This window comes from Haloarcula sp. KBTZ06, assembly GCF_048595605.1.
Lineage (GTDB): Archaea > Halobacteriota > Halobacteria > Halobacteriales > Haloarculaceae > Haloarcula > Haloarcula hispanica.
The window spans coordinates 2328103-2353547 of record NZ_CP184337.1 but is presented as its reverse complement, the minus strand read 5'-3'; the positions used below and the strand labels follow the sequence as shown (position 1 = coordinate 2353547).

Annotated in this window: 26 protein-coding genes and 1 tRNA gene; 10 read left to right on the top strand and 17 right to left on the bottom strand. The window is 63.3% G+C overall.

Translation table 11 applies throughout. The features are described 5' to 3' along the window. Positions 1-36 precede the first annotated feature (36 nt). Positions 37-1032, top strand: a complete 996-nt coding sequence (gene ncsA, locus ACNO8S_RS12210) for a tRNA 2-thiolation protein NcsA (protein ID WP_050037020.1) — start codon at positions 37-39, stop codon at positions 1030-1032. A 104-nt stretch (positions 1033-1136) separates the two neighbouring features. Here ncsA and ftsZ read toward each other — a convergent pair whose 3' ends face one another. The 3 genes from ftsZ to ACNO8S_RS12195 all read right to left on the bottom strand — a co-directional run bounded on the left by ftsZ (position 1137) and on the right by ACNO8S_RS12195 (position 3418). Beyond that, positions 1137-2375: a cell division protein FtsZ gene (ftsZ, locus tag ACNO8S_RS12205; protein ID WP_151103750.1), complete on the bottom strand. Its 1239-nt coding sequence runs from the start codon at positions 2373-2375 to the stop codon at positions 1137-1139. 2 nt (positions 2376-2377) lie between these two features. Then, positions 2378-2554: a ribbon-helix-helix domain-containing protein gene (locus ACNO8S_RS12200; RefSeq protein ID WP_004515010.1), complete on the bottom strand. Its 177-nt coding sequence runs from the start codon at positions 2552-2554 to the stop codon at positions 2378-2380. A 237-nt stretch (positions 2555-2791) separates the two neighbouring features. Continuing rightward, positions 2792-3418, bottom strand: a complete 627-nt coding sequence (locus tag ACNO8S_RS12195) for a double zinc ribbon domain-containing protein (protein WP_050037019.1) — start codon at positions 3416-3418, stop codon at positions 2792-2794. 268 nt (positions 3419-3686) lie between these two features. Between ACNO8S_RS12195 and ACNO8S_RS12190 the strand changes: the two genes are divergently transcribed. Next, positions 3687-3760: transfer RNA gene (locus ACNO8S_RS12190), tRNA-Tyr, on the top strand. Between the two features lie 175 nt (positions 3761-3935). Beyond that, a complete protein-coding gene (locus ACNO8S_RS12185) occupies positions 3936-4178 on the top strand; it encodes a hypothetical protein (RefSeq protein WP_420182000.1) in 243 nt (80 codons plus the stop codon). Here the strand turns inward: ACNO8S_RS12185 and ACNO8S_RS12180 are convergent. From ACNO8S_RS12180 to ACNO8S_RS12170, 3 genes are all read right to left on the bottom strand, one after another. Continuing rightward, positions 4156-4617, bottom strand: coding sequence for a hypothetical protein (locus ACNO8S_RS12180; protein WP_420181999.1), 462 nt, complete (start codon positions 4615-4617; stop codon positions 4156-4158). The two genes, ACNO8S_RS12185 and ACNO8S_RS12180, sit on opposite strands and share 23 nt — an antisense overlap. A gap of 209 nt (positions 4618-4826) precedes the next feature. Then, positions 4827-5645, bottom strand: coding sequence for a universal stress protein (locus tag ACNO8S_RS12175; RefSeq protein ID WP_420181998.1), 819 nt, complete (start codon positions 5643-5645; stop codon positions 4827-4829). Between the two features lie 232 nt (positions 5646-5877). Beyond that, a complete protein-coding gene (locus tag ACNO8S_RS12170) occupies positions 5878-7059 on the bottom strand; it encodes a pyridoxal-phosphate-dependent aminotransferase family protein (RefSeq protein ID WP_420181997.1) in 1182 nt (393 codons plus the stop codon). Positions 7060-7316: 257 nt separating this feature from the next. Here ACNO8S_RS12170 and ACNO8S_RS12165 point away from each other — a divergent pair, with 257 nt between their 5' ends. The 4 genes from ACNO8S_RS12165 to ACNO8S_RS12150 all read left to right on the top strand — a co-directional run bounded on the left by ACNO8S_RS12165 (position 7317) and on the right by ACNO8S_RS12150 (position 9918). Further along, complete coding sequence (locus tag ACNO8S_RS12165; RefSeq protein ID WP_023843402.1) at positions 7317-7466, top strand: hypothetical protein; 150 nt, start codon at positions 7317-7319, stop codon at positions 7464-7466. A 118-nt stretch (positions 7467-7584) separates the two neighbouring features. Next, positions 7585-8574: an aldo/keto reductase gene (locus ACNO8S_RS12160; RefSeq protein ID WP_008308123.1), complete on the top strand. Its 990-nt coding sequence runs from the start codon at positions 7585-7587 to the stop codon at positions 8572-8574. 218 nt (positions 8575-8792) lie between these two features. Further along, entirely contained in the window at positions 8793-9551 is a 759-nt protein-coding gene (locus ACNO8S_RS12155) for a YihY/virulence factor BrkB family protein (protein WP_008308124.1), read from the top strand. Positions 9552-9669: 118 nt separating this feature from the next. Further along, positions 9670-9918, top strand: coding sequence for a PRC-barrel domain containing protein (locus tag ACNO8S_RS12150; RefSeq protein WP_420181996.1), 249 nt, complete (start codon positions 9670-9672; stop codon positions 9916-9918). Between the two features lie 357 nt (positions 9919-10275). On the opposite strand, the gene ACNO8S_RS12145 is transcribed toward ACNO8S_RS12150, so the two are convergent. The 6 genes from ACNO8S_RS12145 to ACNO8S_RS12120 all read right to left on the bottom strand — a co-directional run bounded on the left by ACNO8S_RS12145 (position 10276) and on the right by ACNO8S_RS12120 (position 16308). Next, positions 10276-10611 (bottom strand): hypothetical protein, encoded by a 336-nt coding sequence (locus ACNO8S_RS12145; protein WP_014041184.1) that lies wholly within the window; start codon positions 10609-10611, stop codon positions 10276-10278. 874 nt (positions 10612-11485) lie between these two features. Further along, a complete protein-coding gene (locus ACNO8S_RS12140) occupies positions 11486-12202 on the bottom strand; it encodes an ABC transporter ATP-binding protein (RefSeq protein ID WP_420181995.1) in 717 nt (238 codons plus the stop codon). Continuing rightward, on the bottom strand, positions 12199-12936 hold the full coding sequence (locus tag ACNO8S_RS12135; RefSeq protein ID WP_371726961.1) for an ABC transporter ATP-binding protein: 738 nt from the start codon (positions 12934-12936) through the stop codon (positions 12199-12201). Before ACNO8S_RS12135 ends, ACNO8S_RS12140 begins: the two co-directional genes overlap by 4 nt. Next, positions 12933-14054 carry a branched-chain amino acid ABC transporter permease gene (locus ACNO8S_RS12130; protein ID WP_050037014.1) on the bottom strand — a complete coding sequence of 374 codons (1122 nt, stop codon included), beginning with the start codon at positions 14052-14054 and terminating at the stop codon, positions 12933-12935. The genes ACNO8S_RS12135 and ACNO8S_RS12130 overlap by 4 nt, the downstream gene beginning before the upstream one ends. After that, positions 14047-14934: a branched-chain amino acid ABC transporter permease gene (locus ACNO8S_RS12125; RefSeq protein WP_121302511.1), complete on the bottom strand. Its 888-nt coding sequence runs from the start codon at positions 14932-14934 to the stop codon at positions 14047-14049. Before ACNO8S_RS12125 ends, ACNO8S_RS12130 begins: the two co-directional genes overlap by 8 nt. A 3-nt stretch (positions 14935-14937) precedes the next feature. Next, positions 14938-16308, bottom strand: a complete 1371-nt coding sequence (locus tag ACNO8S_RS12120; protein ID WP_420181994.1) for an ABC transporter substrate-binding protein — start codon at positions 16306-16308, stop codon at positions 14938-14940. Positions 16309-16409: 101 nt separating this feature from the next. On the opposite strand from ACNO8S_RS12120, the gene ACNO8S_RS12115 reads away from it, so the two are divergent. Further along, entirely contained in the window at positions 16410-17549 is a 1140-nt protein-coding gene (locus ACNO8S_RS12115) for an acyl-CoA dehydrogenase family protein (RefSeq protein ID WP_050037012.1), read from the top strand. Positions 17550-17579: 30 nt separating this feature from the next. Here the strand turns inward: ACNO8S_RS12115 and ACNO8S_RS12110 are convergent, their stop codons facing one another. Then, complete coding sequence (locus ACNO8S_RS12110; protein WP_420181993.1) at positions 17580-18023, bottom strand: MaoC/PaaZ C-terminal domain-containing protein; 444 nt, start codon at positions 18021-18023, stop codon at positions 17580-17582. Between the two features lie 275 nt (positions 18024-18298). On the opposite strand from ACNO8S_RS12110, the gene ACNO8S_RS12105 reads away from it, so the two are divergent. After that, positions 18299-19108 carry an SDR family NAD(P)-dependent oxidoreductase gene (locus tag ACNO8S_RS12105; protein ID WP_044952010.1) on the top strand — a complete coding sequence of 270 codons (810 nt, stop codon included), beginning with the start codon at positions 18299-18301 and terminating at the stop codon, positions 19106-19108. A 36-nt stretch (positions 19109-19144) separates the two neighbouring features. Here ACNO8S_RS12105 and ACNO8S_RS12100 read toward each other — a convergent pair whose 3' ends face one another. After that, positions 19145-19846: an HAD family hydrolase gene (locus ACNO8S_RS12100; protein WP_420181992.1), complete on the bottom strand. Its 702-nt coding sequence runs from the start codon at positions 19844-19846 to the stop codon at positions 19145-19147. Between the two features lie 168 nt (positions 19847-20014). On the opposite strand from ACNO8S_RS12100, the gene ACNO8S_RS12095 reads away from it, so the two are divergent. Further along, positions 20015-21232, top strand: coding sequence for an acyl-CoA dehydrogenase family protein (locus tag ACNO8S_RS12095; RefSeq protein WP_420181991.1), 1218 nt, complete (start codon positions 20015-20017; stop codon positions 21230-21232). A 27-nt stretch (positions 21233-21259) separates the two neighbouring features. On the opposite strand, the gene ACNO8S_RS12090 is transcribed toward ACNO8S_RS12095, so the two are convergent. From ACNO8S_RS12090 to ACNO8S_RS12080, 3 genes are all read right to left on the bottom strand, one after another. Further along, positions 21260-23224, bottom strand: coding sequence for a 3-hydroxyacyl-CoA dehydrogenase/enoyl-CoA hydratase family protein (locus ACNO8S_RS12090; protein WP_420181990.1), 1965 nt, complete (start codon positions 23222-23224; stop codon positions 21260-21262). Positions 23225-23393: 169 nt separating this feature from the next. Next, positions 23394-24464, bottom strand: coding sequence for a phosphotransferase family protein (locus tag ACNO8S_RS12085; protein WP_420181989.1), 1071 nt, complete (start codon positions 24462-24464; stop codon positions 23394-23396). A gap of 43 nt (positions 24465-24507) precedes the next feature. After that, the gene (locus tag ACNO8S_RS12080) at positions 24508-25302 is read right to left on the bottom strand and encodes an enoyl-CoA hydratase-related protein (protein WP_420181988.1); all 795 of its coding nucleotides are present in this window, start codon (positions 25300-25302) and stop codon (positions 24508-24510) included. Between the last annotated feature and the right edge of the window lie 143 nt (positions 25303-25445).

Sequence of the window (25445 nt, the reverse complement as noted above, 5' to 3'; positions counted from 1 at the left end):
ACCCTCTCACCATTGCGGCCACGACTACTCGTCACGATGGAGTGCGACAAATGCGGCGAGAACGCGGTGTTACATGCGGCCTATTCCGGGCTTCACCTCTGTGAGTCTCATCTCTGCCGAGCGGTCACGAAACGGGTCCGCCGTCGCATCCGCGAGGACGGGCTCGTGTCCGACGACGCCACAGTCGAAGACCCCGAGACATGGGTAATTGGCCTTTCGGGCGGCAAAGACAGCGTCGTTCTCACGCAGATTCTGCACGACACGTTCGCCGAGGACCCCCGCATCGAACTGGTCGCCCTTTCTATTCACGAGGGCATCGAGGGATACCGCGACGCGAGTTTGGAGGCCTGCGAGGAACTGACCGACGACCTCGGCATCGAACACGTCACCGTCTCCTATGCCGAGGAGTTCGGCGTCCAGATGGACGACGTCGTCGAGGACGACCCCGAGGGGATGGCCGCCTGCGCCTACTGTGGTGTGTTCCGCCGTGACCTCCTCTCGAAGTACGCGGACGAACTCGACGCGGACAAACTGCTGACCGGCCACAACCTCGACGACGAGGCCGAGACGGCACTGATGAACTTCCTCGAAGGCGATATCTCACAGATCGCCAAGCATTTCGAAGCGTCGCTGGGACCGTTCGACTCGTCCGCCGACGCACCGACGGAGCAGACGCGTGAGGCGCAAGACCACCACATCCCACGGGCCAAGCCGCTCCGTGACATCCCGGAGAAGGAAGTCGCGCTGTACGCCCGGTTCGAAGATCTCCCGGCGCACATCACCGAATGTCCCCACGCCGAGGAGGCTTACCGCGGCGAGATACAGGAGCTCATGCTTGGCCTCGAAGAGAACCACCCCGGAACCCGCCACTCGATTATGGCCGGCTACGAAAAACTCGCCGCGTTAGCCGCCGACACCTACGGCGGCGAGAACAGCGACACCGACTACGGCGAGTGCGACAACTGCGGCGCACCGACGGCGCGGGACCTCTGCCGGAAGTGCAATCTGCTGGACGCGCTGGAAGCGGTCTGACGCGCGTGTCTGACATCCCGACGTACACGTATCGGTTCTGTATACTATTGTACCGATCGCGTCGCTCGCGGCCGTAGAAACCGAAAGAAAAGTCGTAGACGTCGCTACTTGTTCGTCCGGATGACGTCGAGTCCGTTGTTCTTCTCGCGCTGGTCCTGCCCGCCGTCGGTCTCGCTGTAGCCGGTGGTTCGACCGCCGCTGTTCTGACTCCCGCCGTTCGGGGCGGGGCTGTCGAAGCTTTCGACGTTGTCGGACGCGTCGAAGGACGTGTCGTCGCCGACTTCCTGAATTGCTTCGCGGGACTTGTTGGCCTGCTTCTGGGTCGTCGGGCCGAGCACCTGGGCGGACTGGACGCCGGTCATGATGGCCATGACTCGCACCTTGCCCTTGTACTCTTCCTGAATCCGCGCGCCCCAGATGACGTTGGCGTCGGCCTCGAGCCGCTCGGTGATGTTCTGTGCGATGCCCTCGGCCTCCTTCAGCGTGAGGTCCGGGCCGCCAGTGATGTGGACCAGGCCGCCGCTTGCGCCGCGGTAGTCCACGTCGAGCAGCGGGTGGTTCATCGCGTCCTTGACGACCTCCTCGGTCTTGTTCTTGTCCTGGGTCTCGCCGACCAGCATCACCGCGACGCCGCCCTGGTTCATGATGGATGTCATGTCGGCGTAGTCGAGGTTGATGAGGCTCGGCTGGGTGATGGTCTCGGAGATGCCCTTGACGGTCTCGGCGATGATCTGGTCCATCACGGAGAACGCCTTGCCGATTGGCAGGTTCGGGACGTAATCGAGCAGGCGGTTGTTGTCAAGCACGATGATGGAGTCCGCCTCGTTGCGGAGCTTCTCCAGGCCTTCCTCGGCCTTGACCGTCCGCGCTCGCTCGACGTTGAACGGCGTCGACACCATGCCGACGACGATTGCGCCCTGTTCCTTGGCGATCTTCGAGACGACCGGGGCCGCGCCAGTCCCCGTGCCGCCACCCATACCGGCGGTGACGAACACGAGGTCTGCGTCGCCCAGCACTTCCTTGATTGTGCCCTGTGCCATCTCCGTAGCGCGCTCGCCCATCGATGGGTCGCCACCGGCACCGAGGCCGTTGGTGAGGGACTTGCCGACCAGAATCTTCGTGTCGGCTTCGATCATCTTGAGGTGCTGTTTGTCCGTGTTGATGGCCACGGTGTCAGCGCCCTCGACGCCGATGTTGTACAGGCGGTTGACCGTGTTGTTGCCGGCGCCACCACAGCCGACGATGACGATGCGCGGGTCTCCGAACCCGTCGACGTCCTCGTCGGACATCTTCTTCTTTTCTTGCTCGTCGCGTTCGAGGGCCTCGTTGACGATATCCTGCATCGTTACACCTTGGCCCAGGACCGCTTCTTTTCGGAGGCCTGTTCGGAGCCTTCCTCGGCGAGCATCTCCCGCACCGCCGAGCGAATCGCTTCGCTCCGATTGGGGTACTCGCCCGTCTCGACCATTTGTTCGACCTCTTCAATCTGCTGCTTCGGAATCCGTAGTGTCACACGCTCCATGTTTGGTAGTTTCCCCTTGGGTAAGACGGCCCGGACGGGACCTGTTTACGCCCCGCACGAGTGTTTACACAGCGAAACCGCAGTACGAGGGCGGCATCCCCTCGCGTTCGCCGCTGTGTAAGACGACCGTCTTACGCAGAATAAACCACTGACCCTGATGTATTAAAACTTACGGGCAGTGTCATACACTTTCCCGTTTACGGCGTCTGAGGGTGTCTATCGCGTGCAAACGCTGATTTAGGTCTGGTCGAGGACATCCGCCGCAGGCGTCCGTCTCCCACAACCCGGGCAGAATCCCCAGTCCGACCGGAGTTCATCGCCGCAGTCACAGAACACCCGGCGGGACGCCTTCTCACCGCAGTTCGGGCAGTAAACGTGGTCAGAACCCAAGTTTTCACCACATTGCGCGCACGTCTTACGTTCTTCCGTCTCGGCTCTGTCCCGTGTTTCCGCTTCTGTCTTACGCCCGCTCGTATCAGACGTTTGACTTTCGTCGTGGGACCGTCCGCTCTCGGTGCTTTCCCCTCGGCCGCCGGCGCGCTGTTGCTCGGTTTCGGCGCTCGCTGCCCCCGCGCTTACGCCGTCTAACGAGATGTTTACGTTGACATCCTGCGGTTGCGAGCGCGGTTGTCGCGTTTGCAGCCGGTCGGCGATGATACTGTCGACGCGGTCTTCGATGAGCTCGTCGATCGTCTCGGCGTCGGTCACGGACTCCGACGCCGCCGACGGTGGTTCCGACGCTGACGGTGACGCGTCTCCGAGGTACTCCCGGAGCGCTTCGCGCATGACCTCGCTCTTCGAGGCGTCGAACGCCTCGAGTTGGTCGATGAGGTCGTCGTCAGCACGGAACGTTATCTTACTCATCGGGCTCGATGAGGGTATTATACAGGCTGGTATTTTAATCTTCCCGCGCTGTCTGACGCCCGTCAGCTACCGGCATGACGCGATGACATCTCTTCTCGGTCGGATTCCGCTCGTAGACCGCTTTGACTTGTCTCTCGGAGGATCGGGAAGCGGGGTCAGACGTGTCTGACACCGGCCGGTGTGTCACTCCGCGTCGTGTGACCGTTCGGCGCACCCTCCGCGAATAACAATCCTTAAGTCTGGACGGCGGGGTATTTTCGGGTGTCGACCGCCCTTAGCTCAGACTGGTAGAGCAGTCGACTGTAGATCGACTTGTCCCCCGTTCAAATCGGGGAGGGCGGACTTGGTTTTCAGCCGAACTATGGCTGATAGCGTACGCCACGTTTTCGCGGCGTAGATTCCCTCTATCACTGGATTCACTTCCCCGCGAGCGGCGGCAAAATCCAGAGTGGAGCTTGATTCCAGTTGGGGGTCGCCGCCTTCTTGCGAATTTCATAGCTGAAAGGGGGTGGTCGGCGTGAGCCGGTCCCATCCCGATGCGGACGGCCTCGACGAGGCCGAGGAGATCGTCAGGGAATTGCGAACGGCCTACACTGAGCGCGTGGAGGCGAACACCTACGGTGTTCACGTCGCCGTTGAGACAGTCGAGAGCGGCCACGAGCGATTCCGCGACCTATCCACCGCGTTCATCACGGCGTACGTAGAAACGAACTCAGGCGAACTATCGAGGCAGAATTTTAGCTCCGATCTGCACCTCTAATCGCGTGAGGAAGCTTTGAGAGTTCTGTCTCACTTCCTCGGAAGCGATACTTTGAGGAATTGGTTTTGATGACGAGTGTTGCCTTCGCCGTCAGGAGTCCAGCGAGTATTGATATGGTACCCAATAGGAACACGATGAGAGCGATAGCCTGCTCATTTGGTAATATAACTGCCAATAGAAGCCAGAGAATCCCTGAAAAAATAATTCCTAATAGCCCAGCAACTGTCGCTCTATTGAGGTATGACGGTGGGGAGTAATCGATCTCAGAAATACTGTCTACCCGGATATCTGTGATTGACTTGGCCGTGTCGAAGACCAATCGAGAATCTGTGCAAATGAGTTTCCCAGTTCCTGTCAATGGAGGTGTTGGCGTTGTCTGGTCGACATCTGCGGATGCCAGAAGCGACTCATTATCTTTCACATACTCATCTGCATTCATATTATGATATCAAATACGTTCATCAGTATCTACTTTAATTTGCGTGTTGGTTTCCAGTACAGTACTGTTGACCTGCACTGAACACATCGATTATTTTCGCGCGTGCTTTGAGTTCAGCAGTTATTCTTCGCTCGATGAAGCGATGCATGACATGATGTACAACCAACTTAAAACAGACACAAGTACCGGACCCGGCCGACTGGAGACGGTCAGCCGGTGAGCGTAACCGGGCGTTCGGCGGCGAGCATGACGTCCTGCGTGGTGCTCCCGAGGAGGACGTTCGTGATACCCGAGCGCTTGCGTCCGCCCATAACGATGCTGTCGGCATCGCGGTCCGTTGCGGCGTCGAGTATCTTCGAACCGACCTCGCCGCCGACAGCGACGCGTTCGACGGGAATCCCCTCTGCTTCCAGATGCTCGGCGGCAGTGACAGCGGCGTCGACGTCTTCGAACTCGTGCGGTGGAGCCCCTTTGTAATCCTGGTGTGGGAACACGAAGAGGACCGTTGCTTCGACTGACTCGGGGGCGTTGGGAAGGGAAGCCAGGTATGCAGCTTGGTTCCGTGCTCGCTCTTCGCTCGTATCGACCGGGACCAGTACCTGCCGTATCCCTTCGCCGAGTACAACATTCTCGCCCGTGATCGTGACCGGTCTGTCGGCCGAGAGCAACACGTCCTGTGCAGTGCTACCGAGCAAGACCTTCGAGACGCCCGACCGCTTGCGTCCGCCGACGACGATCTCATCACTGTCCAGTTCTGTCGCGGTACGGACGATCTGTTGGGCAACGCCGCCGTCGGCAACCATTCGAGTCACGGAGACGCCGGCTTCTTCCAGTTGATCGGCTGCCTGGACGGCGGCGTCTACGTCACCGAACGCCACCTCCTCGGCATCGGCGAATTCGTCGGGGGGCACCACGTAGAGCACTGTCGCCTCGACGGTGTCAGTGGCATCCGGGAGCTGTGAAACATAGCTCGCTTGATTCGACGCGCGCGCTTCGTCTCTGTCGACGGGTATGAGTACATTGTACATCACACGTAGATATGTTAGTGCAACTGAATTAAATCATGACATATGTTCCCGCAGGGTAAGAAAGCCAGTCTGCGTGACCAGCTCGACCGGGTGATATGAACCGTACTGCTGTGATGCGCTCGAAGCAGTAGACGTAGGTCTCGAAACAAAGCAAAAACCGAGGGGCCACAAGGTGCTGAATATAGACCTGCAGAATCTCGAATCGAACTGCGGGTGTCGGCTTGGCGTGGCGTTAGAACCGCTCGCTCATCGCCGCCAGCCCAGCGTCCACGTCCACGGTCGCGCCCTGCTCACCGAGCGCGTTACCCAGCGCTGCAAGCAGATAGCTGACGTTCTGCCGTCGGGCCGAATGGCCCATGCAGCCGATACGCCAGATGTCGCCTTCCAGTGCACCCAGTCCGCTGGCGATTTCGAGGTCGTACTCGTCCAGCAGGTGCTGGATGACCGCGCCGTCGTCGACGCCGTCGGGCACGCGGACAGTGTTCAGGCTCGGGAGCCAGAAGTCGTCGGGGGCGTTCATCTCAAGTCCCATGCCCTCGACGCCGGCCTTCAGCGCGCCAGCGACGCGCAGGTGGCGGTCCCACCGTTCCTCGATGCCTTCCTCCGCGACGAGGCGAAGTGCCTCACGGAGCGCATACACGTTCGTGATCGGGGCCGTGTGATGGTAGGCGCGCTCCTCGCCCCAGTATCCTTCCAGCAGGGAGATGTCCAGATACCACGAGCGGGCCTCGGACTCGCGGGAGAGGACCTTGTCCATCGCGTCGTCGTTGAGCGTGAGCGGGCTCGCGCCAGGCGGACAGGAGAGGCACTTCTGTGGACCGGAGTAGGCCACGTCGATGTCCCACTCGTCGACGCGGAGTTCGACGCCGCCCAGCGAGGTGACGCTGTCGGCGATGACCAGCGCGTCGTTCGCGTGGGCGATGTCTGTGAGTTCGGGCACCGATGGCTGGAGAACGCCGGTGCTTGTCTCGGCGTGGACGAACCCGAACACGTCCGGACTGTGTTCGTCGAATGCCGCTTCGACCGCTGACGGGTCGAGCGGCTGGCCCCAGGGAGCGTCGACAGTGACGACGTCGCCGCCCGCGCGCTCGGCCATGCTTGCCATCCGGTCGCCGAAGTAACCGTTCGTCGGGACGAGCATCGTATCGCCTGGTTCAACGACGTTGCCGATGGCCGCCTCCATCGCCGCGGAGCCGGTCCCGGAGACCGGAATCGTCCACTTGTTGTCCGTTCGGAACGTGTACCGGAGGAGGTCCTGGACCTCGTCCATGATCTCGATGAACGAGGGGTCGAGGTGGCCGACCAGCGGCGTGCTCATCGCCTTGAGCACACGCGGGTGCACGTCGCTCGGGCCGGGACCCATCAGCGTTCGGTCCGGCGGTGTCAACTCATCGACAGTAGGTGCCTCATCCATAGCGTGTGTTACCTGATGACTGGGCATTAAAATCCGCGGTCACGACTCTCTGGTCAGGGCAAGGTCGGCTTCACAACTTCGCTGGGACGACAACCTCCCGTTCCAAAACCTCTCTCAAAGATCACGTTTGTGTTGCCAGTCACCAGCGGACACCACCCTCCCCCATAATCGTAACCGCAAGACAGCGACGATATGATGTGCATGAACGATCTGCCCTGTTTTTACTCTCGTACTGCGAAGGGAGTGTGTGGTCGTCGATGGGATTGTTCGATAACGCCGTGTCCCCTGGGGAGGAACCGAGACGCCGGTACACCTGTCTGGTGTGCCAGGCGTCGTTCGACGTTCAGTACCACTCGTGTCCGGACTGCGGTGCGTACGACATCCGCCGGACGAAGTGGCTCACGTAGCCCCCGGCGTCCACGTTGGCACGTCCACCGGACTGCCTGCTATCGGGCTACACTGCCCTTTTTTAGATTGGTGCCGCGTACCACAGCCACCAAGTGACCGCCGACGGTACGGCTATACGTGAACCGACGACAGTTAGGGACGACAGGGTACGACGTGACAGCTGTCGGACTTGGGACTTGGAATATCGGTGGTGACTGGGGCGACGTCTCGGCGGCGGAAGGACGGGAAACGATCCGCACGGCGCTCGACGCCGGCGTCGACTTCATCGACACTGCCGACGTGTACGGCGACGGCTTCAGCGAACAGCGCATCGCCGACGTGCTCGACGAACGCGAGGTCCGCGACGAGGTGACCGTCGCGACGAAGGTCGGTCGCCGACTCGACCCCCATACGGCCGAGCGCTACAACTACGACACCCTCTCCGAGCACGTCGACCGCTCGCGGGAGTACCTCGGGGTCGACACGCTCGAACTCCTGCAACTGCACTGCCCGCCGACGGACGCCTACTACCAGCCGGAGACGTTCGACGCCCTCGCGCAGCTGAAAGACGAGGGGAAGGTCGAGCACTGCGGCGTCAGCGTCGAACGGGTCGAGGAAGCGCTGAAAGCCATCGAGTACCCGGAAGTCGAGACGGTCCAGATTATCTTCAACATGTTCCGCCAGCGGCCCGCGGAGCGGTTCTTCGAGGCGGCCAAGCGCCGCGACGTCGGCGTCATCGTCCGCGTCCCGCTGGCCTCCGGACTCCTGACCGGCAACCTCTCCCGGGACACGGAGTTCCCCGAGAACGACCACCGGAACTTCAACATCGAGGGTGAGGCGTTCGACCGCGGCGAGACCTTCGCCGGCCTCCCGGTCGACGCGGGCTTCGACGCCGTCGACGAACTCCGCGGGCACGTCCCCGAACGGATGACGATGGCCCAGATGGCGCTGCGCTGGATTTTGGACCACGACGCGGTGTCGACCGTCATCCCCGGCTCGACGAACCCGGACCACGTTCGGGCGAACGCAGCGGTCAGCGAGATGGACCAGCTCTCGAATCAGGTCCACGGCGCGGTGCGTGACATCTACGAGGAGTACGTCTTCGACGACGTCCACCACCGCTGGTAGTCGCCGCTTCGCCGTATCAGAACCTGACGGGATTTGACGACCTATCGAGTACGCCGCGCCTCGCACCGGTAACTGCTTCTCGGCCTCCGGCAGTCACCGGCCCCCATGCCTGCCATCGCAGGCGTTCGTTCTATTCCCGTGGCTCGTGACCTACGCACTGTGCGTCCAGTTCAGCTAGTGGGTAGAATCCGTGTCACCGAAACGCGCTCCCGACGCCGATGAGTGGTATCGCGACCGGACGCGAGATCGTCCGAACGGTTCGCGAGGAAGATGTCCCGTTCATGGCAGCCAGTATCGCCTACTACGCGATCGCATCTATCGTCCCGCTGCTCGCGCTCTCGCTCGCCGTGCTCTCCACGTTCGGGGGCACCGCCACGCTGCTGGACCTGCTCCGGACGGTTCTCTCCGAGAACGGCGAGGTGATTCTGACGGAACTGCTGGAGAACACGCGCGGCCACGGGGCGACCGGGACCCTGAGTCTGGTGTTCGTGGCCTGGAGCGGCAGCAAGGTGTTCCGCGGTCTTACAATCGCCTTTACCGAGGTGTACGGCGAGGTCACTGAAATCTCGTTGCCGGCCCAGCTCGTCCGCAGCGCAGTTGTGATGGGAGTGCTATTCGGTGCTGTCGTCCTGCTGTCGGCCACCAGCGTCGCGCTCACGTACGTCCAGTTTCAGATCCCATATCCGACGCTGGTCGGCAATCTCACCGCGTTTGCCGCCCTCGTTGTCTCGTTCGTCCCGATATACTACGTTCTGCCGCCGGTCGAGACGTCATTCACACACGTCGTGCCGGGGACGCTGGTAGCCGCAGCAGGCTGGATCACTATCCAGGTCGGGTTCTTCTACTACGCCGGAACCGCTGGCCGGTACGCAGCCTACGGCTACCTCGGCGCGCTGCTCCTGTTTGTCACGGCGCTGTATCTGGCCGCCATCGTGTTGCTGCTCGGTGTCGTCGTCAACGCGACGCTGGACTGGTAGCGTCGGTGGGCCGGCCCCGTCAACGGCGCGCCTTGTACTGCGCGGACGCGGGTCCGTCGCGGCGGTTGCGTATGCAAGCACATCGGTGATGCCCGTACCGCCAGTAGCAACGACTGCAATGTCTACGATCCAACTGACCGACGACGACGTTGGCAAGACAGTTGTCACGAGTACCGGCGACGAAGTCGGCATCGTCAGCGGGTACAGATACGGCACCGCTCACGTCGACCCCGACCCCGGGCTGAAGACGACGCTCATGACGAAGCTCGGCTGGGAAGACACCGACGAGGATGACGGCTATCCGTTACAGGCCGACGCCGTCGAGACGATTACCAAAGACGAAATCCATCTCAGCTCGGGCCTGTAAGGAATCCGGGACTGTTAGACGGACGTATCGAGGACCAATGCCGGGTGGGCAAACCCGGCGTGAAACCGTCCCGTACAGGGGAGCATGGGACGGTGGGCGTCGGGAGAGTACGAGCACGCACTGTGCTCGCATACAGTCTTCCGTGCGATCCGATGTTTGTTATACAGCTCTTTACGTGGTGACAGTGGACAGACTGGGCGACAGGGGGACGCTACTGCACTTCGGTCACGTCAACTGGAAATCTATCGCCGTTGTACACCGAAACTGGTACTCCGGAAGGTGTTACAGCCGTTGGCTCCGGTCATCATGACCGGTTCCGGCGAACTAGCCACCCGCTACCGGCCGGACTGTGGTGAATCACTCTTCGGTGGTGAGTTTCGGACCGGGCTTCCAGGTGTTGCCTTCGAGGACAACGAGGTCGTAGCGTTCGAGCACCTGAAGCGTATCGACGACCGCCTGAGCGTCGAAGGAGACGGCCATATCCTCGGGCAGCTGCTGGGCAATTGCACTGCGTGTCCCACCGTCCATACGGACCACCGTGTCAAGCAACTGTTCGAGGTCGTCGAGTAGCGAGACGAGCGACGTCGACCCCTCGTCTTCTGTTGCCAGTTTCGACATGACTTCGTCGTAATTCCCCGATATCTCCATCGATACTGACACGGTCTCGTCTTCGATGTCTTCTTCGTCTCCCATAGGGACAAATATATGCACACTTGTAGAAATACGTTTCCATATTTGTTACAACAGACGCATCTACCGGCTGTTTCACTGCAAAAGCGAGTTGTATGGGTGTTATTGTCTCTCCAATATGTGTAGCTATAACCACGTTCGGGGGCACTTTCTTGGCCTAATATAGGACCAAAACCGTCCATTCAACAGTCGATATCTCTATCTAACTCTCAGTTATCGGAATAGTTGAATACATATCGAATATTTAGATCTATACCTCTGACCAAATCTGTTACCGTGGTCTCGGTAATATCACACCACCAAAGACGCACTGCCCTGTTGTGATCGTTCGGATAGGTCGAACGATATCGAAAGCGCCTGCGTCGTAGCGTAAGCCTGGCCCGGTGGCAGTCAACTAGTCCACGTCAACTGGTAACCCTGCCGCCGGACCGGTGTATCCGCTCCCACGGGCGACACACGCTCGGGCAGTCTGCCCTCGCTTGTCCTACTAGATAACAAAAGTACGGTTATTATTCCACTGTACTGAGAAGTCCCTGTTTCTCCCGCTGGACCGGGCTATCGGCGAGCCACAGTGCCGTGGAACACTGTCAGTTTCAGTATACGGAACAAGCAACACATCGATTGTGTTTGCTCCCGGTGCGCTCTGCGTTCGCCGGCAATGGACCTCATGATCGGAGACAGCGGCAAGCGCGTACAGCTACATATGCGCCCATTTCGCGGGACGGTGTAGTCCGATGGATGGCCACCCGTTGCTTTCACTGTATTCGGCATCTGTTCGAGAATACGAACCGCCGACAGCGAAGTGCGACTGCGCGAGTGGCAGTCGACGACGGACGTAGTGTTAACACGTCCGAGGATTCGGTTCGCCAGCGCTCGCTCAGTGGATGCCGACGTACGCCTCCGTGATGTAGTCGTTGTTCTGGAACTCCGCGGCGGAGCCACTGAGCTCGACCCGGCCGGATTCCAGCAGTGAGAGCCGGTGGGCGTGGCGCAGTGCGAACGTGGCGTTCTGCTCGACGAGCAGGAGCGTCTGACCCTGGTCGTTCAGCGTCTCGATGGCCTCGCTGATGTCGTCGATGATGACGGGAGCCAGTCCGAGCGTCGGTTCATCGAGGACGAGTAGCTCCGGATCGCCCATCAGCGCTCGTCCGACGGCCAGCATCTGCTGTTCGCCGCCGCTCATGGTCTGGGCCTCCTGGTCCCGGCGGTCGTCGAGCCGCGGGAACAGGTCGTACACCATGTCTAGGTCGGCCCGAACGGCATCGCGGTCCTCGCGGAACTGCGCACCCATGAGCAGGTTCTCGTGCACCGAGAAGAACGGGAACAGGTCGCGGTCCTCGGTGCAGTAGACGAGGCCGTCGTTGACCAACTGCTGGGGGTCGAGGTCGGCCACGTCTCGCCCGTTGAACCGAATCCTCCCGTCGTAGTCGAGGAAGCCGGCGACGGCGTCCAACAGCGTCGTCTTCCCCGCGCCATTGGGGCCGATGATGCCACCGATTTCCCCGCGCTCGACGGTCAGCGAGACGCCGTCAAGCGCCTGTGACTTGCCGTAGTACACGTCGAGGTCTTCGACTTCGAGCAGCGGGTCGCTCATTGGACCGCGTTCACCTCCCCGGCAAGGTAGGCGTCCTGAACCCGTTCGTCACCGACGATGTCGGCCGGGTCACCCGACGCGAGCTTCTGGCCGTTGTGCAACACGACGACCCGGTCGACGAGGTCCATCAGGCCGCGCATGTTGTGGTCGACGACGACCATGGTGATGCCCTGCTCGCGGAACGACTCGAACTGCTCTGAAAGCTGCCGGACCTCCGTCTGGTTCAAGCCGGCGAAGGGCTCGTCGAGCAAGAGGAGGTCCGGCTCCGTCGCCAGTGCCTTCGCGATTTCGAGGCGGCGAACGTCGGCGTGGGGCAGGGACCCGGGGTCGTCGTCGAGGGCGTCCTCGATGTCGACCTGGGCGGCGTAGCTCGCGATTGCCTCGTCGCTCGCGCCGCCGTCGAACGAGCGGACGCTGTTGGGGAAGGTGAACAGCTCGATGTTCTCTCGGACGGTCATCGACCCGATTGGATTGGACTCCTGAGAGACGCGCGACAGTCCACGGTTGACAATCTGGTGTGTCTTGTCGTCCGTAATATCTGTGCCGCCGAAGCGCACCGTTCCGCTGGTCACCGCGTAGATGCTCATGATGCAGTTGAACACGGTCGTCTTGCCGGAGCCGTTGGGGCCGATGAGGCCGAGTATCTCGCCGCTCTCGACGCCAAAGGAGAGGTCGTCGACGGCGACGAGGCCGCCGAACTGCTTGGTCAACCCGTCGACCGACAGCAGCGTCACCGTCGGTCACCTCCCAGCGCGCCGAGTGCACGCCAGAGGAGACGGAACAGTCCGTCCCGGGCGAACACCAGCACGAGGAGAACGAGCAGCCAGAGGGCGAGCCAGCGCAGTTCCTCGCCGAGGCCGACGAGGAACACGTCCCGGAGTCCGACGAACAGGAACGCGCCGCCGAGCGGTCCCAGAATCGAGCTCATGCCGCCGATGACTGCCATCGCTATCATTTGGATGCTGTTGTCCACGATGACGAACGTCTGTGGGTCGACGCCCGCGTTGACGTGGGCGAGCAGGACCCCGCCGATACCCATCGGGACGGCGCTCAGCACGAACGACCAGAGCTTGAACTTCGTCGGGTCCAAGCCGGCCGCGGAGACGGCATCCTCGTTCTCGCGGATGGCGACTAGCACGGTCCCCACATCGGAGCGCCCGACGTAGGTCAGCGTGGCCGCAACCGCGAGCATCGGCACCACGACCATGTAGTACTGCAGCGTCAGGTCGTAGGTGAACACGTCGACGCGGATGCCCCGCAGGCCGTTCGTCCAGTGGCTCAGGGCCTTTGTCAGCCGGTAGAACAGCAGGACGGTGACGAAGGTGACGAGCGAGAAATACGGGCCACGGAGACGGAGCGAGGGGACGGCGATGGCCAGACCCAGCACCGTCGTCGCGAGTATCGACAGCGGGACTGTGACAAACAGCGATAGCTCCGGATTCAGATGGAGCACCAGCAAGCCGGTGGTGTAGCCGGCCGCCCCCGACAGCGCCGAGTGGCCGAAGCTGATGTAGCCGGTGTAACCGCTCTGGATGTCCCAGCCCATCGCGAAGACGGCCCAGACCGCGCCAAGCGTGAGCGGTCTGAGGTAGTCCTGGCCCCACAGCGGCGCGGTGACGAGACCGCCAAAAGCTACCAGCAACAGCAACAACTGCAGGCCGGTAATTTCGCCGAAGCGTTTGCCGAGTGTCCGGTTGTACCGCTCGGCGACCGGCCAGAGCAGCCGCTCCGCTGGCTGGCCGACCGCTCCGATGACGCCGGCTCCCTGCGGGAGGACGCTGTCTCTCAGGACCGATTCGGCGCGGCCAACGAGCCGGCCGATACCTCGGCCGGTCTGCTCTCGGTCACTCATGGACGAACTCCGTGCCGTACAGGCCCTGTGGCAGCACCAGCAGGACGACCACGAGGACCACCAGCGACATGATGCCGCGGACGCTCTGTCCGAGGAACTGTCCGGTCGCCGTCTGCAGGTAGCCGACGATGTAGGCCGCGGCGACCGACCCCTTGATCGAGCCGATGCCGCCCACGACGACGATAATAAAGGCGAGCGCGAGCGGTTCCAGCCACATCGTCGGTTCGGCCGCCCCGATGCCACCTAAGAACACGCCGGCGATGCCAGCCAGGCCGCCCGCGACCAGCCACGTACGGGCACGCACGCCCGACACGTCGACGCCGGTGAGCATGGCTCCGCGCTCGCTCATCGAGGTGGCGCGTATCGACCGCCCGCTGTCGGTCTTGGTGACGTAGTACCAGAGCAGCCCCATCGCGACCCACGAGACGACAAAGGCCGCGAGTTCGACGTACAGGATTCGGGTCCCGAGCGCCTGGACCTGCAGCACGCCCGGCACCACGCTGTACTGGTAGGGTTGCGCGTGGAACACGAGCGTGACGAGTTCGGTGAAGGCGATGGCGACCACGATGGTCGCGAGGAACGTGATGACGACGTTCTCCTCGATGGTCCGGACCAGCACGACGTAGAGGCCGTAGGAGATGAGGCCGACGATGACGATAGTGAGCGGGAACGCGACTATCGGATGCAGCGTCACGCTCGCGAGGATGCTGTCCGAGACGAGACTCAGGTAGGTGTACGCGCCGGCCATTATCAGCGCACCGTGGGCGAGGTTCAACACGCCGCCGACGCCAAACACCATGGTGAAGCCGATAGCAATCAGGGCGTAGACGGCGCTGATGAGCGCGCCGTCGACGATGACGCTGGCAATGTCTCCCAGCATCGTTCACCCCATCCACGGCGGCGCGGCGTGTTCGGCGGTCCGCAGGCCCTCCGGGTAGACGCATTCCAGAGACCCACCCTCGCGCCACTGGGTAAGCGGGTAGTTCGTGATGATGCCGTCACTGTCCCGCTCTTCTCGGAGGTCGTGGGCGTACGTCTCGTCGGCCCCGTAGAACTGGACCCGCCCGGCCGCGCCGGTGAAGTCAGTCTGGAGCAGCGCGTCGACAATTGTATCGAGGTTGTTCTCCTGGTCGACGGTACCGGCGCGCTCGGCAGCGTTCTTGAAGACGTGTATCGCGTCGTAGGTGACAAAGCCCATGTACATCGGCTTGCTCGGCGGGTCATCGGCGTCGCCGTACGCCTCCATGTACGCCTCCGTGAACGGGACCGTCTTCGACGTGATGTCGGTGACACCCGCCGCGCCGGACTGGGTCGTCGTCTCGTAGGCCGCCGCGCCCTCGGTGAGTTCGTAGTAGGCCGGCAGCATCGACGCGACGTGCACTCCCTCGATGCCGAACTCGTACTCGCCCTGTGCCCAGCGGGCCGCCATCGGCCCGCCGTTGATGTGCGCGAAGAAGCGGAACATCGCGTCCGCACCCGCCGCGTCCACATCGTCTAGCACCGACCCGAATGAGGTGGTATCAGTTGCCAGCCCATTCACCATCGGCACGTCCAAGTCCGCCTCCTTCAGCAGGTCGACCAGCCGGTTCCGGAACACCGTCGTCCACTCGGCGTCGTCGGCGACGACAGCGAACGTGTTCCATCCGTGGCGGTCCGAGAGGTGGCCGGCGTACTGGCTGATGACCTCCGCCTGGAAGTGGGAGTTCACCGGCCCGACCCGGAACGTGTTCTTGTAGCGCTCGTAGTCGGACGCGACGAACTCCGTGACGGTACTCGGCGCGGCGGAGCCGGTGACCAGAAACGGCGTATTGAACTCCGACACGAGGTCCATGATAGACTGGGTCACCTCGCTGGAGAACGTGCCGACGATGGCGTCGACTTCCTCCTGTCGGACCAACTCGCCTGCGACGGTGCGCGCCTCGGACGGCGACGCCCGCGTGTCCTTCGTAACGAGTTCGACGGTCTGGTCGGCGATACCACCGTCGTCGTTGATTTCGGCGACCGCCATCTCCGCCGACCGCTTCGAGCCAACGCCGAGCGGGTTGTTCAGCGGTGCAAGGTGGCCGATGGTGACCGTCTCGGCGATGCCACCACCTCCATCGGGGTTCTCCCCACCACCGCCGCCATCACCGCTGCAGCCGGCGAACAGTCCGAGCGCCGTGCTCGCCCCGGTCGCTCTGATGAATGACCGCCGACCGATGCTGTTGGTATATGCTGTGCTGCTGTCGCTGGGTGTGCTCGTTGGGTCTGCCATGGTTTACCCTCGGTGGGTGGTACCACGTTCCAAACCATACACATTAAAGATGCGGGAGGATTCGACCAAATCTATATCTGGGTGGCCGTCACACATCGAATATGGCGTTTAGCTTGACGGCCGAGCAGACGGCAGTCCGAGAAGCGGTGCGTGAATTCGGCGAAAACGAGATCGAGCCGCTCGGAAAGGAATGCGACAGGGAGAAGCGCTACCCGGCGGAACTGATGGAGCAGGCGGCACAGTACGACCTCATCGCGCCGGAAGTCCCCGAGAAGTACGGCGGCGCGGGGATGGACAGCCTCACTGGCGTCGTCGTCACCGAGGAACTCTGGCGGGCCGACCCGGGTATCGGGAGCGCCATCGGCTCCCGTGGCTTCGGGTCGAGCATGATTCAGAAGTACGGCGACGAGTGGATGAAAGAGGAGTGGCTGCCGAAAATCACCAGCGGCGAGTCGGCGTGTGCCAGCGCTATCAGCGAACCCGCCCACGGCTCGAACGTGGCCGGCATCGAGACCTACGCCGAGCGCGACGCTGACGGCTGGGTCCTCAACGGCAACAAGATGTGGATTACCAACGGCACCGTCGCCGACGTGATGGTCGTGATGGCCAAGACCGATCCCGACGCCGGCCATGAGGGCATCAGCGCGTTCCTCGTGCCGACGGATACCGACGGCCTGCAGGCAGAGAAAATCGACAACAAGCTCGGCATCCGCGCGTCAGATCTGGCCGAAATCATCATCGACGACGTTCGCGTGCCCGAGGAGAACCTCGTCGGCGAGGAGGGCGCTGGCTTCTACCAGCTGATGGACTTCTTCGCGAGCGGGCGAGCGAATGTCGCCGCACAGGCTGTCGGCACCGCTCAGGCCGCCATCGACGACTCAGTTCAGTACGCGAACGAGCGCGAGCAGTTCGGCCAGCCGATCAGTGAGTTTCAGGCCATCGAACACAAGATCGCTGAGATGGCGACCAACGTCGAGGCCGCGCGGTCGCTCACCTACCGCGCTGCCAGCGCCATCGACGAGGACAACCTCGACGTTGCGACGAAGTGGGCCAGCATGGCGAAGCTCTTCGCCAGCGAGCACGCCGTCGACGTGGCCGACGAGGCGATTCAGGTCCATGGCGGTGCGGGCTACGTCACCGACCACAACGTCGAGCGGTACTACCGCGACGCCCGAATCACCAAAATCTACGAGGGGACCAGCGAGATTCAGAAGAACATCATCGCCGACCGCGTGCTGTAAGACTGCACCGAGGCTGGGAGACCGCACAGTCTACCGCCGGAGCGTCAGGAACTCGGCCGAAAAGACGGCTTCGTCGGCCTGATTCAGCGCGGTGACTTCGGTCCGGACGACGCCCGTCGCAACCGGGTGGTCTCGCCGCTCCTTGTCGACAATTTCGGCCTCGACGTGAATCGTATCCCCCAGGAACACCGGCTTGACGAACCGGAGGCGGTCGAGCCCGTAGAACGCGACCATGTGCCGCTTTTCGGCCTCGTCGCGGGCCTGCCACAGCAGTCCGGTGACGACTGAAAACACCAGTGCGCCGTGGGCGATACGCTCACCGTACCCCGAGTCGGCCATCCGCTCTGCGTTCGTGTGGAGGTGATTGAAGTCCCCGCTGACACCGGCGAAGTTGACCACGTCGGCCTCGGTGATGGTTCGCCCCGACGTGGTGAATCCCTCGCCAACCTCGACGGTTTCGAACTCACCGGCCATTGTACTGCCCCCCGCACTCGGCCGTCGAGAGCCGCGTCGGTTTCGGGTCGAGCCACCGCTGCTGCGTTTGCACCCGTTGGTCCGGGGACCTGTGGGTGCCACCGTTGCGAAGCATGTACACCTCTACCGTGAACCGCGCTGGTGTTAATCCTACCGGGGCGCACTGTTGGTTGGGACAGCATCCACGACGCCCACACCAGCACTGTCCCCGTCGGACGTTCAACGGAATTAAACTGAATCCAAGCGAGAGCGCCCAGGACGTAGCTTTATTGGGGATGCCCGAGATGTCAGAAGCGATGTCAAAGCCACACACGGAGCGGTTTAGCCTGAAGGGTCAGCGGGCGATTATCACGGGCGCATCGAGCGGCATCGGCCGAGCAATCGCGGAGGAGTTCGCTGCCGACGGGGCCGACGTGGTTGTCTGCTCGCGCGAGCAGGACAACGTCGGCCCCGTCGCCGACGAGATCAACGACAGCGACCGGCCCGGCGAGGCGGTCGCTATCGAATGCGACGTGACAGACCGCGAGGCCGTCGAGGCGCTGGTGGAGGCGACCGTCGACGAGTTCGGCGGGCTGGACGTGCTCGTGAACAACGCCGGCGCGAGCTTCATGGCCGGGTTCGACGACATCAGCGAGAACGGCTGGAAGACCATCGTCGACATCAACCTCCACGGGACCTACCACTGCACGCAGGCGGCCGGCGACGCGCTGGCCGACGGCGACGGCGGGGCGGTCATCAATCTCTCCAGCGTCGCCGGCGAACAGGGCGCGCCGTACATGAGCCACTACGGGGCCGCGAAGGCCGGCGTCAGCAATCTCACGTCGACGCTGTCGGCGGAGTGGGCCGACCGCGACATCCGGATCAACTGCATCGCACCGGGCTTCGTCGCCACGCCGGGCGTCGAGTCACAGATGGGCGTCAGCGCCGACAACATCGACCGCGAGGCCGTCGAGCGCCGCATCGGCCTCTCCGAGGAAATCGCCGACATCGCGCGGTTCCTCGCCAGCCCGGCGTCGTCGTACATCGTCGGCCAGACCATCACCGCCGCCGGCGTCCCACGGCTCGAAGAGACGCCCGACATCTGAGCGCCGGGACCAGTACCGACGGCTGGGACCGCGGTGTCACTCCCCGGCCGAGATTCCGAGCCAGTCCGGCAATTCCCGGAGGTCGTCGAGCGCGATATCCACGGCGGGTCCGTCCTCAGCCCCGTAGGCGGCCGTCCACAGTCCGGCCTCCGTCCCGCCGTCCATGTCGTGCTCGTAGCGGTCACCGATCATCACGGCCTGTGCCGGTTCGACCCCGGCCTTTGTCAGTGCCGTTTCGAACATCGCCGGGTCGGGCTTGGTCCGACCGACGGCCTCCGAGGCGGTGTACGAATCCATCGCGTCCCAGACGCCGAAGGTCCGCAACAGTTCCTTGCCCTCGTCGTCGTCTACATCGCTGATGACGCCCTGATGCAGCGGCGCGTCCGCCAGCGTCCCGATGGCCGCGACGGCATCGGGGTTGGGTTCGGCCCGTTCGTCGCGGATTCTCCGGAACAGCGATTCCCACTCGGTTTCTTCGGGGCTGACTGTCAGAATCTCGTCGACTGCCAGCCGGTAGCCCTCGCGGGCCGGCCGGAACGCCGTCCCGTCGCGCTCGCCGAAGTACGTTCCGAGGACCGACCGCCACTGTTCGAGGGCCGCGTCGGCAGCAGCAGTCGCCGGGTACTCCGCACACAGGCGCTCGACAAACTCGCGGTGGGCCGCCCGGACGGACTCCATCCGAAGGATGACGCCCCCGATGTCCCAGAAGACGGCCTCGACGTCTGGACTCTCGCTCACGGCAGCGGCTTGGACTGGCCCGGGTATGAAACTACCGCCGACGCTCGGTGTCGTGGTGGGGACGCCGTGATGACGTACCGGAACACGATTCCGGCAAATAAACGGCCGACCACGCGTTCGCTGTGCTCCAACACTTATGCTGTCGACGTACGAGAACGAAAGTGTGCCATGATATCGTTCACCGATTCCGAGGCCGCGACTGAACTCGCCGAGCGCGCCAGAGCGTTGATGGACGAGGTCGTCATTCCGCGGGAGCGCGAACTCGCAGGCGGGACCGCGATCTCGGACGCGACGGTTCGGGACCTCCGCGCGGCCGCGCGAGAGTACGACGTGTACGCCCCCCAAATCCCCGAGGAACACGGTGGTATGGGCTATGACTTCCGGGACGTGTTGCCGACGTTCGAGGAAGCGGGTCGAAGCCTCCTCGGCCCGATTGCGATGCGGGTGGACGCGCCCGACGAGGGGAACATGCACCTGCTGGAGATGCAAGGGACGGACCTCCAGAAATCGGAGTACCTCGACCCGCTCGTCGAGGGCGAGATACAGTCCGGCTTCGCGATGACGGAGCCGATGCAGGGCGCGGGCTCGGACCCGAAGATGATACGCACCACGGCGCAGAAGGAGGGTGACGAGTGGGTCATCGACGGCCACAAGTGGTGGACGACCGGTGGCGTCGACGCCGACATCCTGCTCGTCTTTGCCCGGACGGACGAGGACGTGCACCCGTATGAAGGGTGTTCGGTGTTCATCGTCCCGGCCGACGCCGACGGCGTGGACATCGTTCGGAACGTCCCGCACATGGGCAGCCAGGGCGACCCGAAGGGCCACGCCGAAATCGAGTTCAACGGCGTTCGCGTCCCCGAGGAGCACCTGCTGGGCGAGGAAGGCAACGGCTTCCAGCACGTCCAGCAACGCCTCGGCCCGGCGCGACTCACCCACTGTATGCGCTTCTCGGGGATGGCCGAGCGGGCGCTGTCCATCGCCAAGGCCTACACCACCGAACGGCAGGCCTTCGGCGACTCCGTGGCCGACAAACAGCACGTCCGCTTTGAAATCGCCGAACAGGAGACACAGATTCAGGCCGCGCGGGCGCTGGTCCGGGCCGCCGCGGACGCCATCTCCGCCGGGCAGGAGGCCCGCGTCGAGGTGTCGATGAGCAAGGTGTTCGCCGCCCGGGCGACACAGGACGCCATCGACACCGCGGTCCAGTTCTGTGGCGGCAACGGCATCGGCCGGGACCTCCCGCTGGCGGACTTCTACGAACTGGTCAGGACGTTCCGCATCGTCGACGGGGCCGACGAGGTTCACCTGCGTACCATCGCCCGCGAGGCGTTCGAGGACGTGGACAGCGAGGAACTGGAGCCAGTCCGTCGCTACCGGGAGTAGAACGCGGGCCGCCAGCGGAACGGGTCGCTATTGCCCCTCGAACTCCGGTTCGCGGTCGGCCGCAAAGGCCGCCGTCCCTTCCGCTACGTCGTCAGTGGTCAACAGGAGCGCAAAGGCCTGGCTCTCCATTTCGAGGCCGGCGTCGAGACTCTCGTCGGCCCCCTCGTTCATCACGCGCTTGGCTTTGCGGAGGGCAATCGGCGGCCCGGAGACGAGGTCCTCGACGAACTCCCCAACCACGCTGTCGAACTCGTCGGCGTCGACGGCCCGGTTGATGAGCCCCCAGTCGGCCGCCCGCTCGGCGGAGACGTGCTCGCCGCGGAAGACCAGTTCCTTCGCTCGGGCGTCGGTCAACATCCGAATCGCGCGCTGGGTCCCGCCGCCCCCGGGCAGCAGGCCGAGCGTGATTTCGGGGAAGCCGAACTCCGAGTCGGTCGTCGCCAGCCGGAGGTCACAGGCGAGGGCAAGCTCCAGGCCCGCCCCGAGACAGTAGCCGTCGATGCGCGCCAACGTCGGCCGCGGGTACTCGGCGACGGTCGTGAACACTTCCGTCGGTTCCGAAGTCTGTGCGGGGTCACGGTCCGCGAAGCCGGAGATGTCGGCCCCGGCGGAGAAGGCGCGGTCGCCGGCCCCTTCGAACACGACGGCTCGGACTTCGTCATCATCGACCGACGAGAGCAGGTCGACGACCTCGTCGGCGAGCGTTTCGCTGATGGCGTTCATCCGCGATGGCCGGTCGAGTTCCACTTCCAGCAGGCCATCGTCGTCGAGTTCCCAGTTGATGGTGTGGTAGTCACCCGGGCCGTCGCCGGTGTCGTACTCGTGGAAGCCCCGGCCTGCTTCCTTGCCGGTGTGGCCGGCCTCGACGAGTTCGACGAGGTAGTCGGCCGGCTCGTAGCGGTCGTCGCCGTGTTCGTCGTGGAGCGTCCGGAGCTTGTCGAGGACGGTGTCGAGACCGATGTCGTCGGCCCGTCGGCAGGTCCCTTCGGGGAAGCCCGCGCCGAGTTGCATCCCCGTGTCGATGGCTTCCGGCGTCGCCACGTTGTCGCCGACGAGCTTCGCGGCCTCGTTTGCCATCACCGACTCGACGCGGAGATGGTCAAAGCCGTCGGCGTCCTCTGGACCGTAGTCCGGCCCGTCGCCGTCGTCGTATTCGTAGTACCCTTCGCCGGTCTTGCGGCCGAGGGTCTCGTTCTCGACCTTCTCTTCCATGAGTGGCGGAATCGGCGTCCCGGCCTCCTTCCGGACGTGGTAACCGATGTCGATGCCGGTCAGGTCGCCGAGTTCGAACGGCCCCATCGGGTAGCCCCGCTCGTGGACCATCGCGGCGTCGGCCTGGCGGATGGTCGCCTCGCCCGCCGAGACCATCCAGGCCGGCTCGCTCATGAACGGCCCGAGGACGGAGTTGACGACGAACCCGCGCACGTCCTTGCGGACGTAAATCGGCGTCTTGCCGATGGACTCGACGAATTCGTAGCCGGCCTCGGCCGTCTCGTCGGTCGTCGCCTCGCCGTAGATGACCTCGACGAGGTCCATCTTCACCGGCGGATTGAAGAAGTGCAGACCCAGCACCGATTCCGGCCGCTCCGTCGCCTGGGCGATTTTCGTAATCGAGAGCGAGGAGCTGTTGGTCGCCAGCAGGGCGTCCTCCGGCGCGGCGGCGTCGACGGACTCGAAGATGTCCTGCTTCACCGAGAGCTGTTCCGGCCCGGCCTCAATGACCAGGTCCGCGTCGCTGACCGCCGCCTCCAGATCGGTCGTCGTCGCGACCCGCGCCGCCACGTCGTCGGGGTCCTCGTCGAGTCGCCCCTTCTCGGCGAGCTTTTCGAGCGACCACTCGATTTCGTCGTAGCCGTCTTCGACGATGTCTGCATCGATGTCACGCAACACGACGTCGTAGCCGGCGATAGCCGTGACCTCGGCGATACCGTGACCCATTGTTCCCGCACCGAGCACTGCAACTGTCGCTATCTCTGTCTGCTCTGCTCGCATACGCGTAGTGTCTACTGCAACACATATCAATCATCCCCCTAGCAGCAATCGTGGCTGGTGGTGTTGGTCACGGTGTCATCAGCCAGTCGGGGCTTTCTGGCTGTTTCAATCCACTTCAGGAAAACCGTCTACTTGCCCGGCAGATAATCTCAATCGTCTATCTTCGTTTTCAGAGCGGTTCGTCGCCCTCGATAATCCGAATCGCGCGGTCGGCCAGCGCCGGGACGCGGTTCTCCATCAGGGGATAGAACGGGTCGTCGGCGTTGCCTTCCAGATAGCGGCGGTAGAACATCTCGCCGAGAGCGGCGAGCTTGTACACGGCGAGCGTGCGGTAGAACCGCTCGTGTTCGAAAGTAAGGCCCGTCTGGGCTTCCCAGCGGTCGACCAGGTCTTGCCGGGTCAGATACCCCGGCGCTTCGATGAACTCCATCGCGAGGTCGGGAATCTCCGGCTTCGGGTCCTTGGCGTCGCGCCAGTACGAGAGCAGCCAGCCGAGGTCGGCCCGTGGGTCGCCCAGTGTCGCCATCTCCCAGTCGAAGACAGCGGCGAGTTCGGGGTCAGCACCGGGGCCGAACATCACGTTGTCGAGTTTGTAATCGCCGTGAACCAGTGTCTCCGGATGGTCGTCGGGGCACTCGTCCTGTAACCACGAGCCAACCCGCTCCAGTTCAGGGATGGTTCGGGATTCGGCCGTCCGCTCGAACGCCCACGCCAGTTGTTTCCCCCAGCGCGTGACCTGGCGCTTCGCATACCCTCTTGCACGGCCGAGGTCGGACAGGCCGACGGATTCGGGGTCTACTTCGTGGATGGCCGCGAGGGTGTCCACCAGTTCGGTGCCGACGGCCTCTCGGGCATCGTCGTTCGTGAAGCGCTCCGGTTCTTCGTCTCGGATGACGGTCCCCTCGACGCGGGCCATGACGTAGAAATCGCTGCCGATGACCGTCTGGTCGTCACAGGCCGTCACCGTCGGTGGGACCGGCACGGCTGTGTCCTGTAGCGCGTCGATGACGCGATACTCCCGTAATACGTCGTGGGCCGTCTCGGCGGTCTGGCCCGGCGGGGGTCGCCTGACGACCAGTTCCTGGTCGCCCCAGGTGACAAACAGCGTCTCGTTGGAGTGGCCCTGTTCGTGGCGCGCAACGTGGAACGTCTCGGCCGGGCCTATTTCTCTCGCGAGAAACTCTTCGAGCGCACTTTCGTCGACCAGCCGCTGGTAGTAGTCGGTGCTGCGTTCAGTCATGGTCGTCGTTTCGCGCCCATCTCATGAAAAACTGCGGGTCGTGTCATCGTCCGACGAACTCCGGCCGGCGGTCGGTCAGGAACGCCTCGACACCCTCCTCGTGGTCGGCGGTCTCGAAGACGATGCCCTGAGCCGTCGCCTCATCGCGCTGGGCGCGGTCGAAGGACTTCTCCAGCCCGTCCTGAAGCAGTCGCTTCGAGTGCCGGAGGGCGACGGTCGGCCCATCGGCAATGCGGCTGACAGTCGCCGCGACTTCGGACTCGAACGACTCGGCGTCGTAGACGTGGTTGAACAGGCCCAGTTCTGCGGCTCGCTCGGCGCACAGAATCTCGCCGGTGAACACGAGTTCCTTTGCGACGTTGATCCCGACAATGCGGGGGAGCAGGTACGAGGTGCCGGCGTCGACGCTGAGGCCGACCTGCCGGAAGACGAAGCCGATGCTGGCCGACTCGCTCGCCAGCTGGATGTCACAGGCGATAGCGAGGTTCGCGCCGGCCCCGACGGCTGACCCGTCGACCTTCGCGACGGTCGGGACCGGCAGCGCGACGACTCTGGCGATGGTGTCGCGGGTCCGCCGGGCCAGTTCGCTGACGGCGTCGTCAGTCGGGTCGTCGTTCGTGAGCCGCTCGCTCATCCCCTCGATGTCGCCGCCGGCCGAGAACGACTCGCCAGTGCCCTCGATGACGACACATCGAACATCGGACGCTGTCTCGATAGTGTCGAGGTGGCGCTCCAAGGCGTCGTATACGGGCTGTGTGAGTGCGTTCCGCGTTTCCGGTTCGTTCAGCGTCAGCGTGGCGATGCCGTCGGTGATGGAGAGCAGTACGGACTCGCTCACTGGATATCACTCCGTTGTCGCTGCATGGGGTCGCTTCACATGGTTCCGGTATAAATTTACCGCTGGTTCACAGTTTCAGACAGCGCTGGCCACGAACTGTGGGTGGCACGTCAAGTGTTACCACAGCGAGCAGGGCTAGTTTT